General features: G+C 69.8%; 14 protein-coding genes. 8 read left to right on the top strand and 6 right to left on the bottom strand.

The window, feature by feature from the left end; all coding sequences use genetic code 11:
• Positions 1-29: 29 nt before the first annotated feature.
• Entirely contained in the window at positions 30-755 is a 726-nt protein-coding gene (locus tag A5659_RS06060; RefSeq protein WP_066864132.1) for an NUDIX domain-containing protein, read from the top strand.
• Positions 756-899: 144 nt separating this feature from the next.
• Positions 900-2240: a lipase family protein gene (locus A5659_RS06055; RefSeq protein ID WP_067179779.1), complete on the top strand. Its 1341-nt coding sequence runs from the start codon at positions 900-902 to the stop codon at positions 2238-2240.
• Here the strand turns inward: A5659_RS06055 and A5659_RS06050 are convergent.
• From A5659_RS06050 to bioB, 3 genes are read right to left on the bottom strand one after another with little or no spacing between them, the layout of a single operon-like run.
• Entirely contained in the window at positions 2235-2897 is a 663-nt protein-coding gene (locus A5659_RS06050) for a DUF2567 domain-containing protein (RefSeq protein WP_067139134.1), read from the bottom strand. The genes A5659_RS06055 and A5659_RS06050 overlap by 6 nt on opposite strands.
• Entirely contained in the window at positions 2894-3130 is a 237-nt protein-coding gene (locus A5659_RS06045; RefSeq protein WP_066864141.1) for a hypothetical protein, read from the bottom strand. The genes A5659_RS06050 and A5659_RS06045 overlap by 4 nt, the downstream gene beginning before the upstream one ends.
• Positions 3131-3158: 28 nt before the next feature.
• Positions 3159-4196, bottom strand: a complete 1038-nt coding sequence (bioB, locus tag A5659_RS06040) for a biotin synthase BioB (RefSeq protein ID WP_066864144.1) — start codon at positions 4194-4196, stop codon at positions 3159-3161.
• Positions 4197-4331: 135 nt separating this feature from the next.
• On the opposite strand from bioB, the gene A5659_RS06035 reads away from it, so the two are divergent.
• The 6 genes from A5659_RS06035 (at position 4332) to A5659_RS06010 (ending at position 11868) form a co-directional block, all read left to right on the top strand.
• Positions 4332-4523 carry a hypothetical protein gene (locus A5659_RS06035; protein WP_067019190.1) on the top strand — a complete coding sequence of 64 codons (192 nt, stop codon included), beginning with the start codon at positions 4332-4334 and terminating at the stop codon, positions 4521-4523.
• A 113-nt stretch (positions 4524-4636) separates the two neighbouring features.
• Positions 4637-6469: a hypothetical protein gene (locus tag A5659_RS06030; RefSeq protein ID WP_067179776.1), complete on the top strand. Its 1833-nt coding sequence runs from the start codon at positions 4637-4639 to the stop codon at positions 6467-6469.
• Between the two features lie 4 nt (positions 6470-6473).
• A complete protein-coding gene (locus tag A5659_RS06025; protein WP_066864150.1) occupies positions 6474-6836 on the top strand; it encodes a hypothetical protein in 363 nt (120 codons plus the stop codon).
• The gene (locus A5659_RS06020; RefSeq protein ID WP_067179772.1) at positions 6833-8197 is read left to right on the top strand and encodes a hypothetical protein; all 1365 of its coding nucleotides are present in this window, start codon (positions 6833-6835) and stop codon (positions 8195-8197) included. The genes A5659_RS06025 and A5659_RS06020 overlap by 4 nt, the downstream gene beginning before the upstream one ends.
• Before the next feature lie 81 nt (positions 8198-8278).
• Positions 8279-10459 (top strand): adenylate/guanylate cyclase domain-containing protein, encoded by a 2181-nt coding sequence (locus tag A5659_RS06015; RefSeq protein WP_067179769.1) that lies wholly within the window; start codon positions 8279-8281, stop codon positions 10457-10459.
• Complete coding sequence (locus A5659_RS06010; protein ID WP_067179767.1) at positions 10456-11868, top strand: mechanosensitive ion channel domain-containing protein; 1413 nt, start codon at positions 10456-10458, stop codon at positions 11866-11868. The genes A5659_RS06015 and A5659_RS06010 overlap by 4 nt, the downstream gene beginning before the upstream one ends.
• A 53-nt stretch (positions 11869-11921) precedes the next feature.
• Here A5659_RS06010 and A5659_RS06005 read toward each other — a convergent pair whose 3' ends face one another.
• From A5659_RS06005 to A5659_RS05995, 3 genes are read right to left on the bottom strand one after another with little or no spacing between them, the layout of a single operon-like run.
• Positions 11922-12428: a 2'-5' RNA ligase family protein gene (locus A5659_RS06005; protein WP_067139117.1), complete on the bottom strand. Its 507-nt coding sequence runs from the start codon at positions 12426-12428 to the stop codon at positions 11922-11924.
• Entirely contained in the window at positions 12428-13108 is a 681-nt protein-coding gene (bioD, locus tag A5659_RS06000) for a dethiobiotin synthase (protein ID WP_066864168.1), read from the bottom strand. Before bioD ends, A5659_RS06005 begins: the two co-directional genes overlap by 1 nt.
• Positions 13109-13117: 9 nt before the next feature.
• Entirely contained in the window at positions 13118-14263 is a 1146-nt protein-coding gene (locus A5659_RS05995; RefSeq protein WP_066864171.1) for an 8-amino-7-oxononanoate synthase, read from the bottom strand.
• Positions 14264-14267: the final 4 nt, after the last annotated feature.

Genomic DNA, 14267 nt, shown 5'->3' with positions numbered 1-14267 from the left:
CAGGAGGTTTTCGACTTATAATCGAAAACATGGCCCATGGTAGCACCGCCCACGAAGTGCTCGCGGTCGTGTTCCAGGTTCGCGAAGCGAGCGAACAGGTTACGAAGGGACGCCCCCCGGCGAAACCGCAGCTGAACGTGCTGTTATGGCAGCGCGCCCGGGATCCACAACAGGGCAAGTGGTCGCTGCCGGGCGGTCGGCTGCGCAACGACGAGGACATGATCACCTCGGTGCGGCGCCAGCTCGCCGAGAAGGTCGACCTCAAAGAGCTGGCGCACCTGGAACAACTCGCGGTGTTCTCCGACCCGCAGCGGGTGCCCGGCGCCCGGGTGATCGCGTCCACCTTCTTGGGCCTGGTGCCCTCCCCCGCCAGCCCCGAACTACCGCCGGACACCCGCTGGCACCCGGTGAACTGCCTGCCGCCGATGGCCTTCGACCACGGCCAGATGGTGGACAACGCCCGCACCAGGCTGAACGCCAAACTGTCCTACACCAACATCGGATTCGCTTTGGCTCCAAGGGAATTCGCGCTTTCCACGCTGCGGGACATCTACGGCGCCGCGTTGGGCTATCAGGTCGACGCGACGAACCTGCAGCGGGTGCTGGCCCGGCGCGGCGTCATCACGGCGACCGGCACCATCGCGCAATCCGGCCGCAGCGGCGGACGCCCGGCCGCGCTGTACCGGTTCACCGACGCGGCGCTGCGGGTCACCGACGAGTTCGCCGCACTCAGGCCGCCCGGGTCGCCAGGCTAGGCTTGGGCGAAAGGCGGGCGACGCGGGGGTGAATCGCGTCTGACCTGGCTAGTGTGACGAGAAGTCGCTCACAGTGCGGCGATTGCGTTTTGGTTACCTGCCGTTCGTACGCAAGAATGCCGGGTGGCCACGAAGGGAGCCTCAATGGCTGAGCTCGGCAACCTGGCAGGCACGCAGGGTGCGGAATGGATCGCCCGCCCGCCACACGAGGAACTGCAGCACAAGGTTCGTCCACTGCTGCCCTCGGACGACCCGTTCTACCAGCCGCCACTGGGCTTTCAGCACGCCGAACCCGGGACGGTGCTGCGCTCGCGCGACGTCGAGCTGGCGTTCCTCGGCTTGATCCCGCAGCCGATCAAGGCCGTCCAGCTGCTGTACCGCACGATGGACATGAACGGCGAGCCGGAGGCCACCGCCACGACGGTGATCGTCCCCGCCGAGCTGGCCCCGGGGCGTCCCTGCCCGGTGCTGTCCTACCAGTGCGCGATCGACGCCGTCTCGTCCCGCTGTTTCCCGTCCTACGCACTGCGGCGCCGGGCGAAGGCGCTGGGCGCGATCGGCCAGTTCGAGCTTTTCCTGATCGCCGCCGCCGTCGCCGAGGGATGGGCCGTCTCCGTGCCCGACCACGAGGGCCTGCGCGGCCTGTGGGGCGCACCGTATGAACCCGGCTACCGCGTCCTGGACGGCATCCGGGCCGCGCTGAGTTCGGAGCGCCTCGGTCTGTCCGCCGAGGCGCCCATCGGGCTGTGGGGGTACTCCGGCGGCGGACTGGCCAGCGCCTGGGCCGCCGAGACGTGCGCCGAGTACGCGCCCGAACTGGACATCGTCGGGGCGGTGCTGGGCTCCCCCGTCGGGGACCTGGGCAACACCTTCCGCCGACTCAACGGCAGCTTCCTATCGGGGCTGCCCGCGCTCGTGGTGGCCGCGCTCGCGCACATCTACCCCGATCTGGACCGGGTGATCCGCGAGCACACCAACGAGGAGGGGCGCGCGCTGCTGGACTCGCTGGAGAAGATGACGACGGTGGAAGCCGTCGTGCGGATGGCCGGCAAGGACATGGGCGACTACCTCGACGAGCCGCTCGAGCAGATCCTGTCCACCCCGGAGATCACGCACGTCTTCGACCACATCAAGCTGGGCGCCGCCGTTCCGACGCCACCGGTGCTGATCGTGCAGGCCGTGCACGACTACCTGATCGACGTCCACGACATCGACGTGCTGGCCGACGCGTATTCGGCCGGCGGCGCGCGGGTCACCTACCACCGCGACGCCTTCAACGAGCACATGATGCTGCATCCGCTGTCGGCGCCGATGGCGCTGCGCTGGCTGACAGATCGCTTCGGAGGCCGCCCGCTGACCGATCACCTGGTCCGGACCACGTGGCCGACGATGTTCAACCCGATGACCTACGTCGGCATGGCCCGGCTGATGAAGATCGCGGCCAAGGTCATCACGGGCCGCAAGATCGGCCGCCGTCCGCTATGACACCGGCGCTTCGGCGCCTCCCCCTCGCGCCGGCACCCCACCGGCGGGCCCCGGCTGCGGCGGAAACGCACCCAGGTCGTCGCGCGCGTCGGCGGCCACCCGCACGGCGTAGACCAGGGCCGCGATTCCGGCCGGCCACAGCAGGCTGACCGCGATCTGCAGCGGACCGTCGGAGAAGAACACCGGCGGCGCCTGCGTGACGTAGGCGACCGACGGGGTTTTCGACAGCGGCACCGCATCGAAGTCCAGCGCTCCGTAGCTCAGCCGCACCAGGCCGGCCCCCACCGCCGAGGCCGCCGCGGCGGCGCCCACCATGCCGGCCGACAGCGCGATGACCATTCCCGGTCCGCGGTGCTCGCGCCACTGCCACACCCAGACCGAGCCCACCACGGCCAGCGCGGTCAGCAGCCCCAGCATCAGGGCGGGGGCGACGAAGAAGTGCTCGGACTCGTTGCCCAGATAGTCGTGCACCCGCTCGCCCGAGCGGGTGAGGGCCACCACGGCGCGAATCGGCGGGGCGATCAAGGCCCACAGCCCGCCGATCGCCAGACCGGTCGCCGCCGACGCAAGCGCCACCACCAGGAGCGCGCGCCTGCGGCTCGACGCGGTGATGGGCGCGGAAAGTTCGGCGGCGTCCGCCTTGGTCTGCTCGGTCACCGTTGCGTCTCCAGGTCGGCGGAATCGACCTCGCCGTGCCGCGAACAGCGGGCCCGCCAGCCGTCGGGGCGCACCTGCACCACCATCCGGCGCCCGCATGCCGCGCAGAAGCGGGGAGGCTCAAGGCCCAGCTGGGCCGCTGTCGGCACGGCGGTGCCCCCTAATTCCCCGGTGTAGACGTTGTAGACGCCGGCACTGACTGCCGCTCCCAGGGCGCCCAGATCGCCAACCACAATCTTCAACCTAGCCGCGGCCGCCGGCCTACAAGCTGGCGTTGAGCCCCTTGAGGGGCATCTGCAGGTCGTCGAGCAGTTCCAGGTCGGATTCGGCGGGGCGACCCAGCGTGGTCAGGTAGTTCCCGACGATGACGGCGTTGATGCCGCCCAGGATGCCCTGCTTGGCGCCCAGGTCGCCCAGGGTGATCTCGCGGCCACCGGCGAACCGCAGCATGGTGCGCGGCAGCGCCAGGCGGAAGGCGGCCACCGACTTCAGCGCCTCGCTCGCCGGCATCACCTCCAGGTCGCCGAACGGGGTGCCCGGCCGCGGGTTGAGGAAGTTCAGCGGCACCTCGTCGGGACCCAGTTCGGCCAGTTCGGCGGCGAATTCCGCGCGCTGCTCGAGGGTCTCGCCCATGCCGAGGATGCCGCCGCAGCAGACCTCCATGCCGGCGTCGCGGACCATCGACAGCGTCTGCCAACGCTCCTCCCAGCTGTGGGTGGTCACGACGTTGGTGAAGTACGAGCGGGCGGTCTCGAGGTTGTGGTTGTAGCGGTGCACGCCCATTTCGGCGAGCTGTTCGACCTGCTCGGCCGTCAGCATCCCCAGCGAGCAGGCGATGTTGATCTCGACCTCGTTGCGGATCGCTTCGATGCCGGCCGCGACCTGGGCCAGCAGCCGCTCGTCGGGGCCGCGCACCGCGGCCACTATGCAGAATTCGGTGGCGCCGGACTTGGCGGTCTGCTTGGCGGCCTCGACCAGGCTGGGGATGTCCAGCCGGGCGCTGCGGACCGGCGACGCGAACAGGCCCGACTGCGAGCAGAAGTGACAGTCCTCCGGGCAGCCGCCGGTCTTGAGGCTGATGATGCCCTCGACCTCGACCTCGGGGCCGCACCAGCGCATCCGCACCTCGTGGGCCAGCGCCAGCAGTTCGTCGAGGCGGTCGTCGGACAGCTGCAGCACCCGCAGCACCTGGTCCCGGCGCAGTCCCTGGCCGTCCTCGAGCACCTGCTGCCGGGCCACCGCCAAGATGTCCTCGTCGTTGCCCGTATCGGCCGTCGGTCGAGTTGCCGCTTGAGTCACCAGGTACTCCCCTGCCTCTTTCTGGTGTCCGCGCGTGGGGACACATCTGCCACGTGGTGGTGGCAGCGGTGAATGAAAAGGTGTTCAAAGTAGGGTAACGGCCGAAGGGCCCGCCCAACCTATGGGTATACGACCATGGTGACTCCGCACGTCGAAATCCTGGCGCACCACTACTTGCTGCTGGCGGCGCCGGCGTTTCTGCCTGCGGTGATCGTCGTCGGGGTGATCCTGTACATCGCACTGCGTGACCGGCGCGAGGGCCGCAACACCACGGGGTCCGCGCCCGAGTCCTCCCATGCCGACACGCCGGACAAAACGCGTGATTGACGAGCCCGGGATCGGGGCATTAAACAATCAATCACGAACCTACTTGACAGTAATAAGCGGTTGACTTCAGTCGGATTCTCCGGGGCAGCCCGGCGCGGTTGGGAGGCACGACGATGCGGTCGAATGAACTGACGATTGTTGCTGAGGCACCGGCACGCGGCGCCGGGCTCAATCAGGTGATCGGGCTATCCATCGCCGCGGCGGTAATCACGCTGCTGTTGCTGTGGGTGGGCCACGCCCACCGCACCCATCGCATCGAATGGCTGACCCGGGTCGCCGACAAGGTGGGCGACAAATTCCACCGGCCCGGTTGGGTCGCCCTGCCGGTCCTGGTGTTCACCACGTCGATCATCTGCGCGCTGTTCGGGTTCATCTGGGACGTCAGCTGGCATATCGGCAACGGCCGCGACCCGGGCCCACTGGCCAACCCGGCGCACTACTTCATCATCATCGGATTGTTCGGCATCTTCCTGGGCGGCATGACGGCGGTCGTGCTGCCGTTCGACCAGCCCGGCCCGGCCGCGGTGCGGATCACGCGGAACTGGCACGCGCCGGTGGGCGGCGTGCTGATGGCCGGCTGCGGGCTGTACGCGATGATCGGGTTCCCGCTCGACGACATCTGGCACCGCATCTTCGGCCAGGATGTAACCCTCTGGGGCCCAACACATTTGATGATGATCGGCGGGGCCTGTTTTTCGCTGTTCGCGGTGCTGATGCTGGAGCGCGAGGGTGAGGCCGACGAAGGCGAGGACGTCTACCACGGCGCCTTCATCACCTTCCTGCGCTACCTGTCCTTCGGCGGCTTGTTCATCGGCTTGTCGGTCTATCAGATCGAGTTCGACTTCGGCGTCCCGCAATTCCGGCTGGTGTTCCAACCGATGCTGATCGCCGGCGCGGCCGCGCTGGCGGCGGTCGCCGCCCGCATCACCATGGGCCGGGGAGCGGCCGTCATCGCGGCCGTCTTCGCGATCGCCCTGCGCGGCGGCGTCGCCCTGCTGGTCGGGCCGATACTCGGCGCCCCGATCAACTGGTTCCCGCTCTACCTCGGCCCCGCGCTGGCCGTCGAGTTGATCGCGCTGACGCCGGTGTTCAGGCGCCCCGTCGTCTTCGGCGCGGTCGCCGGGCTGGGAGTGGGCACGATCGGGCTCTGGCTGGAGTCGCTGTGGATCGCGGCGGTCTACCACTACCCCTGGCCGATCAGCATGTGGGGCGAGGCCCTGGCGATGGCCGTGCCGGTTGCGGTCCTGATGGGTATGTGTGGCGCCATGTTCGGCATGGTGCTCACCGGACAGCGCCTCCCCGGGCGCGCCATCGGGATCTCGGTGGTGGTGGCCACGGTCCTGGTGATCGGCGGCGCGGTGGCCAACGGCCTGCACATCCTGGTGCCGAGCAAGAACAACGCCACCATCACGTTGACCGACCTGCCCAGCGCCCCGGGGCAGCGCATGGTGTCGGCCGACGTCCAACTCCTGCCCGCCGACATGGTCAGCGACAATCCGGACTGGCTGACGATCCTGTCCTGGCAGGGCCGCATGAATAACGACCGCGGCCTGATCATCGACCGGCTCGCCAAGGTCGGGCCGGGGCACTACCGCTCCACCCAGCCGGTTCCGGTGTGGGGCGACTGGAAGACCCTGCTGCGGGTCCAGGACGGCCGCACGATGACGGCCGTGCCGATTTGGGAACCGGCAGACGCCGCCATCCCGGCCCCAGAGGTCCCCGCGCTGACGTCGAGCACGCGGCCGTTCGTCCTGGAAGTCACCATCCTGCAGCGTGAACGCGACCAAAGCGCACCCGCCTGGTTGTTCACCGCTGGTGGGATCGTGGTGCTGTTCCTGACGCTCATGGTGATCGCCGGCTTGACCTGGGGCGCCGGCCGGCTCAACAACTCCCTGGCCGAGCCGGAACCGGTGGAAGACAAGCAGCCGATCCCGCGGGCGGCATGAACCCATGACGCTTCGCGGCACCCTCAGCACGGCATGGGCGGCGGCGCTGGTGTGCGGCCTGGTCGGCTGCGGTGGTTCGGCTGACAAGTCGCCGGCGGCACCGCTGACCGTCGACGTGACCATCGCCCACGGTCAGGTCACCCCGACCAACGCCACGCTGCAGGCCAAGGTGCATCAGCAGATCACCCTGCACGTGACCAGCGACGCCACCGACGAGCTGCACGTGCATTCGACGCCCGATCACAAGTTCGCGGTCCAGGCCGCCCCCAACCAGACGTTCGGATTCGCCGTCGACGTGCCGGGCAACGTCGCGGTGGAGCTGCATCATCTGGACCGCACCATCGCGACCATCCAAGTGCAGCCGTGAGCTCCGCCGCCGCGGCGGTGGTGCTCGCGCACGGGCTCGGTGGTTCGGGTGATCTCCCGGTGCCCTATGCCTACGCGATGGTCGGGGCGGCATGGGCCTTGACGTTCACCTTCGCCCTCGTGGCGTTCGCCTGGCGCCGGCCGCGGTTCGATCCGCTCAAGCCGGGCCGGCCCCTACCGACGGCGCTGACGACCTTCGTCGACTCCCGGGTGGCGCGGGGGTTCGCGGCCGGGCTGGCCCTGGCGTTCGCGGCCTGGGTGGTGGCCGCCGGGGTATGGGGTCCCGAATCGGAGGCCAACGGGCTGCTCGGCGCGTTCTACGTGCTGCTGTGGGTCGGGCTGGTGGCGGTGTCGCTGATCATCGGGCCGGTGTGGCGGGTGATTTCGCCGATGCGCACGATGTATCTGCTGCTGCAGCGCGTCACCCCGGAACGGCTCGGCCGACCGCGGCTGTCCTACCCGGAAGGCTGGGGCTATCGACCCGCCGCGTTCGGCCTGTTCGCCTTCGTCTGGATGGAGCTGGCCAGCCCGAACCCGGCGTCGCTGCCCTGGGTCAGGACGTGGATCGCCTGCTATGCCGTGCTGATGTTGGTCGGCGCGTGGCTGTGCGGACAGCGCTGGCTGGCCCGCGCCGATCCCTTCGGCGTGTACAGCGTGGCCGTCTCCCGGCTCTCGCCGTTTCGCCGCAACCCGGAGACGCGGCGGATCGTCGTCGGAAACCCGCTCGACCATCTGCCGTCGCTGCCGGTGCGGCCCGGCGTGGTGGTCCTGCTGGCGGTGCTGCTGGGCTCGACGGCGTTCGACAGCTTCTCGTCGTCGCCGACGTGGCGCGGCTTCTCCGATCAGCTCACCCGCGAATTCGGCGCGCCCCCCACACTGGCGTCGTCGATGCTGCGTACCGTCGGGCTGATCGTCTTCATTTGCGTTGTGGCGGTGACCTTTTCGCTCGCCGCGCGCGCCACCGGCGGCGTCAGCGCAGAGCAGCGTCGTGAATTGCCCGGCCAGATGGCGCATTCGCTGATCCCGATCGTGGTGGGCTACATCTTCGCGCACTACCTGTCCTACCTGGTGGAGCGCGGACAGCAGGCGGTGTTCGCGCTGGCCGACCCGTTCGGCCACGGCTGGAACCTACTCGGCCTGGCGCACCTGCATGTGGCGTACGTGTTGTCCATGCACCCGCCGGTACTCGCCGCGGTGAAGGTGACCTGCGTGGTCACCGGGCACATCGTCGCGGTGATCGCGGCCCACGACAAGGCGCTGCGGCTGCTGCCCGCCGGCCATCAGCTCACCGGGCAGCTGACGATGATGCTGGTGATGGTCGGCTACACCTTCACCGGTTTGTATCTGCTCTTCGGGGGGTAGGCGTCCGGACGTGCGCTACCTCACGCCGTCGGAAGAAGCCACGCCGCGGCGTCGGGGGCCGAGTCCACGCCGGGTCGGTTGATGCGGCCCACCGAGTCGATCCCCGCGGCCGAGCAGGACCCGGGCCGGAAAAAGATGCGTCCCCCGCGCGCGCTGTCCTGGATCAGCATTCAGTCCAAGGTGATGCTGATGCTGCTGGTGTCCAGCCTGGCGTCGCTGGGCGTGATCGGGACCGTCGAGTACGTCGCCGCGCGCAACGCGTTGTTGCCCGCGGCGTCCGAGCGGATGACGCAGTTGCGCGAGGCGCAGAAACGCGCGATCGAGACGCTGTTCTCGGACCTGTCGGATTCGCTGGTCGTCTACAGCCGGGGCACCACCGCGCTCGAGGCGGTGCAGGCCTTCACGGCCGGCTTCGACCAGCTGGCCAACGCGCCCGTCGACCCCGGCCAGCAGCGGGCGCTGGTGGATTTCTACACCGAGCGGCTGATCAAACCGTTGGAGCGCGACACCGGAAACAGGCTCGCCCTGGATGCGGTGCTGCCCAGCAACAACTCACAGCGCTATCTGCAGGCGCACTACACCGTTGCGGCGCACGGGTCTTCGAACGGGTCCGCGCCCGACGACGCCGGCGACGGCAGCGCCTGGTCGGCGGCCAACGCCCGCTTCAACGACTACTTCCGCGAGATCGCCACCCGCTTCGAATACCGCGACGCGCTGCTGCTGGACACCCGCGGCAATGTCGTCTACACCGTCCGGAAAAGCGCCTCGCTGGGCACCAACGTGCTCACCGGCCCGTATCGCCAGTCCAATCTGCGCGACGCCTACCAGAAGGCGATGGCCGCGAACTCGGTGAACTTCGTGTGGATCACCGACTTTCAGCCGTATCAGCCACAACTCGGCCAGCCCATCGCCTGGTTGGTCGCACCGATCGGCCCACCCGGCAGACCGGCCGGGGTGCTGGCGCTGCCGCTGCCGATCGCAAAGGTGAACCGGATCATGACCGCCGACAAGCAGTGGCGCGCCGCGGGCATGGGCCAGACCGCCGAGACCTATCTCGCGGGGCCGGACAACCTGATGCGTTCCGATTCACGGCTATTCATCGAGGACCCGCAGCGATACCGGCGAGAGGCGCTGGCCGCCGGTGCCCGGCGCGAGACCGTCGACACCGCGATCAGATGGGGCGGCACCACCCTGGTCCAGCCCGTGGTCACCACGGCCGTGCGCGCAGCGCAGCGCGGTGAGACCGGAACGGTGACCGACACCGGCTATCTGGGCCAACGTGAGCTCGCGTCCTACGCCCCGCTGTCCCTGCCGAATTCCGACCTGCACTGGTCGATCGTGGCCACCCGGGAAACCTCCGAGGCCAACGCCCGGGTGGCGTCGCTCACCCAGACACTGATATTGACCACTACCGCAATGGTTTTCGTCATCTGCGTGGCCGCGCTGCTGGTCGCCCAGATATTCGTGCGGCCCATCCGCAGGTTGCAGGCCGGCGCCCGGGAGATCGGCGCCGGCAACTACGACGTCTCGATCCCGGTCACCTCACGCGACGAAATCGGCGAGCTGATGGCCGCTTTCAACGAGATGAGCCGCAACCTGCAGATCAAGGAAGAACTGCTCAACGAACAGCGCAAGGAGAACGACCGGCTGCTCGCCTCGCTGATGCCCGAACCGGTGGCCCGGCGCTACCGCGAGGGTGAGCAGACCATCGCCCAGGAGCACCAGGACGTCACGGTCATCTTCGCCGACATCGTCGGCCTCGATGACATCTCGGGCAAGCTGTCCGGCCGCGAGTTGGTGGGCATCGTCGACGAGCTGGTCCGCGAGCTCGATTCGGCCGCGGAATCCCTGGGCATCGAACCGATTCGCACGCTGCACAACGGCTACCTGGCCAGCTGCGGCCTGAACTTCCCCCGCCTGGACAGCGTGCACCGCACCGTCGAATTCGCCGTCGAGATGCGCGACATCATCGCGCGCTTCAACAGCAAGACGGGCTACCACCTGGCCCTGCGGGCGGGCATCAACACCGGCAACGTGATCAGCGGGCTGGTCGGGCGATCCAGCGTGGTCTACGACATGTGGGGCGCAGCGGTCAACCTGGCCCATCAAACCCGCAGCAGCACAACACAATCCGGAATCTATGTCACCGCCCAGGTCTACGAGGTGATGCACGACATCCGTCAGTTCACGCCGGCGGGCACCATCACGGTCGGCGGCGTCGAGCAGCAGATCTGGAAACTGTCGGAAGGGCAGGGGCAGTGAGAACCTTCGACTCGTCATCGCTTTACTGGGCCGCCGGGGTGGTATTCGGTCTGCCGCTGCTGCTGATCGCCCTGACCGAGTGGCATCAGAGCCTCCTGCGCAAGAACAGTCCGCTGGCGCGGCCCGTCCTGCTGCTGCGCAGTTACCTGATTCCGCTGGGCGCCCTGTTGGTGTTGCTGGTGAACGTGGCCAGGATGCCGGCCCAGTTCACGTCGGTTCGGGTGCTCGCCACGGTGTTCGGGTTCGTGGTGCTGGTGCTGCTGCTGTCCGGGCTCAACGCAACGGTTTTCGAGGGCGCACCGCAGGGGTCCTGGCGCCAGCGAATCCCGGGCATCTTCCTCGACGTGACCCGGTTCGTGCTGATCGGGGTGGGTCTGGCGGTCATCTTCTCCTACGTCTGGGGCGTGCGCGTCGGCGGCCTTTTCACCGCGCTGGGCGTGACGTCGGTGGTCATCGGTCTGATGCTGCAGAATTCCGTCGGCCAGATCGTGTCGGGCCTGTTCATGCTGTTCGAGCAGCCGTTCCGGATCGGCGATTGGCTCGACACCCCGTCGGCCCGGGGCCGCATCGTGGAGGCGAACTGGCGTTCCGTGCACATCCAGTCCGGCCACGGCCTGCAGATCACGCCGAACTCGGTGCTGGCCACCACCTCGTTCACCAATCTCAGCCGCCCGGCCGGTGCGCACCAATTGGCCATCACTACAACGTTTTCCGACATCGATCCGCCGGATCGGGTGTGCGCGCTGCTGGAGCGGGTCGCCAACGCACTGCCGCAACGCAGGCCCAACGCCGTGGCGACGGCGGTGCCCGCCGGGGCCGCCGAGTACCGGGTGACCGTCGGGCTGAAGTCGCCGGCGGAGGACTCCGCCGCGCAGGCCGCGTTTCTGCGCTGGCTGTGGTACGCGGCGCGGCGCGAGGGCCTGCACCTCGACGGCGCCCAGGATGACATCTCGACGACCGAGCGTGTCGAGAAGGCGCTGCGCACGGTGGTGGCGCCGGCGTTGCGGCTCAGCCAACCGGACCAGCAGGCGTTGGTGGCGCACGCCAGGATCGTTCGGTACGGGGCCGACGAGATCGTCGAGCATGCCGGGCGAGTGCCCGCCAAGATCACGTTTCTGGTCGAGGGCGGCGTGCGGTTGACCGCCACCGCCGCGGACGGCACGGCCGTCGCGGTCGGCGAGCTGGACGAGGGCTCGTTTCTGGGCGTGACCGCGCTGACCCGTCAGCCGAACCTGGCCGACGCGCAGGCCATCGGGGAGGTGACCGCGCTGGAGATCGATCGCGATCACCTGGTCCAGCTGGTGACGGGCAAGCCGCTGCTGCTGCAGGACCTGGGCCGAACCATCGACGAGCGGCGCGCCAGGGTGCAGCAGGCGATCGCGCCGGAGTTCGCGACGACGGGCGGTTGATCCGATGGTGGCGACCCGCCGCGCCCGGCGACCCGCCGCGCTTGCGATCGCCACTAAATCGGGTGCTCGACCTTCTTGTTGCCGTCCCAGCGGCGCAAACCCGTGAAGCTGCCCTCGATCTGGGCGGGCCGGCCCGCGACGCGCAGCGCCCGGCCGAGTTGGGCGCCGCCGACGCGCCGTGCCATCGTGACGTGCGCGGTCCACTGGCCGGGCAGGCTGTTGGGCATCGGTCCCGGCCTCAAATGCGGCCCGCAGCAGCGGTGCACCTCGGCGTGCAGGGCCAACAGCTCTTCGGTCGGCACCACCAGCCGCGCGAAAACCGCACTGGCGCGGCCGAATAACACCGGTGCACCGATCACGCAGGGCAGCGGCAGCCGTTCGCTCACCGCGCGCAGCGGCTCGTCGACGTCGGGCGCGATGCCTTCGGCCACGGCCAGGGTCACGTGCGGCCGGCTGGCCGGGGCCTGACTGGGTATCCCCGCCGCGGCCAGCGCCTCCCACATGTTGCGGATCGCCGCCTCGGTGTCGCGGTCGAAGACCAGCTCGACGGATCCGACCATCAGCCGACCAGCGCGGCGACCCAGTCGCGGTCGAAAGCCTGGGTGCACAGCGCCGCAAAGTCGGCGGCGTCCAGCGCTGCGGCCCCTTCGGGCAGCGCGGCGCGCACCGCGGCCAGCCGGGCCAGCGCGGACCGATTCGTCGTCTCCACCACGCCGGGCCGCCGGGGCCAGCTGCCGATGACCAGACCAGCGCACGAAACATGATGCGCGGCAAGCGATTCCAGGGTCAGCGCGGTGTGGTTGAGCGTACCCAACGACGGCCCGACCACGACCAGCACCGCGGCGCCCAGCGCGACGGCGAGATCGCGTGCGGTGACACCGTTTTCGCCGAGCTCGACCAGCAGTCCCCCGGCGCCCTCGACCAATGTGAGCCGCCCCGGCCGGTCCAGCTCACCGATGAGCGCCAGCAGCTGCTCGCGGGTGGGCAGCGGCATTCCGGCCGCCTCGGCGGCGGCCACCGGCGCCATCGGCAGCGGATAGCGGCCCAACCCCGCCAGCTGCGTCACCCCGGATAGCCGGGCCACCTCGGCGAGGTCGTCGTCGCCGGCGTCGACGCCGGTCTGGACCGGCTTGCACACCGCCACGTCGATGCCGGCCTGACGGGCGTGACAGGCCAGCGCGGCGGTGACGACCGTCTTGCCGACCCCGGTGTCGGTGCCGGTGACGACCAGAACCGTCACCGGTGTGCCTCAACCCAGCTCGGCGAGCACATCGGAGAGCACCCTGCGCGCGACCTCGAGCTCGGCGTCGTCCAGCGACGCGCGCGCGGTCAGCCGCAGCCGCGACGTCCCGGCGGGCACGGTCGGGGGGCGGAAGCATCCCACCCGCACGCCGGCGTCGAGGCAGGCGGTCGCGGCGGCCACCGCGACGTCCGGGTCGCCCAGGATCACCGAGACCACCGCCGATTGCGGCACCTCGGCCACCCCGCAGACCTCGGCGAGCATGGCGGCGTGGCGCAACACCGCGTCCGGGCGCCAGGGTTCGGACCGCAGCACACCCAGCGCGGCCCGCGCGGCGCCCACCGCCGCCGGGGCCAGGCCGGTGTCGAAGATGAACGTGCGCGCCGCGTCGATGAGATGCGCCCGCACCGACGCCGGCCCCAGCACCGCGCCGCCCTGGCTGCCCAGCGCCTTGGACAGCGTGGTGGTCATCACCACGTCGGGCGCCCCGGCCAGGCCGGCCTCGTGCAGCAGCCCGCGCCCGCCGCCGCGCACGCCCAGGCCGTGCGCCTCGTCGACGATGAGCAGGGCGCCGTGCGCGCGGCACACCTCGTGCAATTCGCGCAGCGGCGCCAGCGCGCCGTCGGTGGAAAACACGGACTCGGTGATGACGACCGCGCGCTCCTCGGCGCGCGTCTGCAGCGCGGCCGCCACGGCGCCGACGTCGCGGTGCGGCGTCACCGCCACCCGCGCCCGCGACAGCCGGCAGGCGTCCACCAGCGACGCGTGCGAGAGCTCATCGGAGACCAGCAGTGAACCCCGGCCCGACAACCCGACGACGGCACCCAGGTTGGCCGCGTATCCGGAGGAGAACAGCAGGCCCGACTCCGCGCCCACGTAATCGGCCAGCTCGGCCTCGAACTGCTGGTGCAGTTCGGTGTCGCCGGTGACCAGCCGGGATCCGGTGGCACCGGCGCCCCACATGCGCAGCGCGGCGACGCCGCCGTCGATCACGTCGGGATGCTGCGACAGCCCGAGGTAGTCGTTGGAGGCCAGGTCCAGCTCGGTGGCGACGGCCGGACGCGGCCGCAGCGCGCGGCGCAGCCCGGCCTCGCGGCGCTGCCGTTCCACCGCCTCCAGCCAGGCCAGCGGGGAGACCTCGATGGGTGCCTTCATCGCC

This window comes from Mycobacterium sp. 1165196.3, from assembly GCF_001673415.1.
GTDB classification, from domain to species: domain Bacteria; phylum Actinomycetota; class Actinomycetes; order Mycobacteriales; family Mycobacteriaceae; genus Mycobacterium; species Mycobacterium europaeum_A.
Note: the sequence above shows the minus strand (reverse complement) of the source record. Positions and strands in the feature narration are given on the sequence as shown.

Coding starts and splice junctions, on each gene's coding strand:
- A5659_RS06005 (WP_067139117.1), bottom strand. CDS start 12,428: ATGGTCGGATCCGTCGAGCTGGTCTTCGACCGCGACACCGAGGCGGCG.
- A5659_RS06060 (WP_066864132.1), top strand. CDS start 30: ATGGCCCATGGTAGCACCGCCCACGAAGTGCTCGCGGTCGTGTTCCAG.
- A5659_RS06025 (WP_066864150.1), top strand. CDS start 6,474: ATGACGCTTCGCGGCACCCTCAGCACGGCATGGGCGGCGGCGCTGGTG.
- A5659_RS06015 (WP_067179769.1), top strand. CDS start 8,279: ATGCGGCCCACCGAGTCGATCCCCGCGGCCGAGCAGGACCCGGGCCGG.
- A5659_RS06035 (WP_067019190.1), top strand. CDS start 4,332: ATGGTGACTCCGCACGTCGAAATCCTGGCGCACCACTACTTGCTGCTG.
- A5659_RS06055 (WP_067179779.1), top strand. CDS start 900: ATGGCTGAGCTCGGCAACCTGGCAGGCACGCAGGGTGCGGAATGGATC.
- A5659_RS06030 (WP_067179776.1), top strand. CDS start 4,637: ATGCGGTCGAATGAACTGACGATTGTTGCTGAGGCACCGGCACGCGGC.
- A5659_RS05995 (WP_066864171.1), bottom strand. CDS start 14,263: ATGAAGGCACCCATCGAGGTCTCCCCGCTGGCCTGGCTGGAGGCGGTG.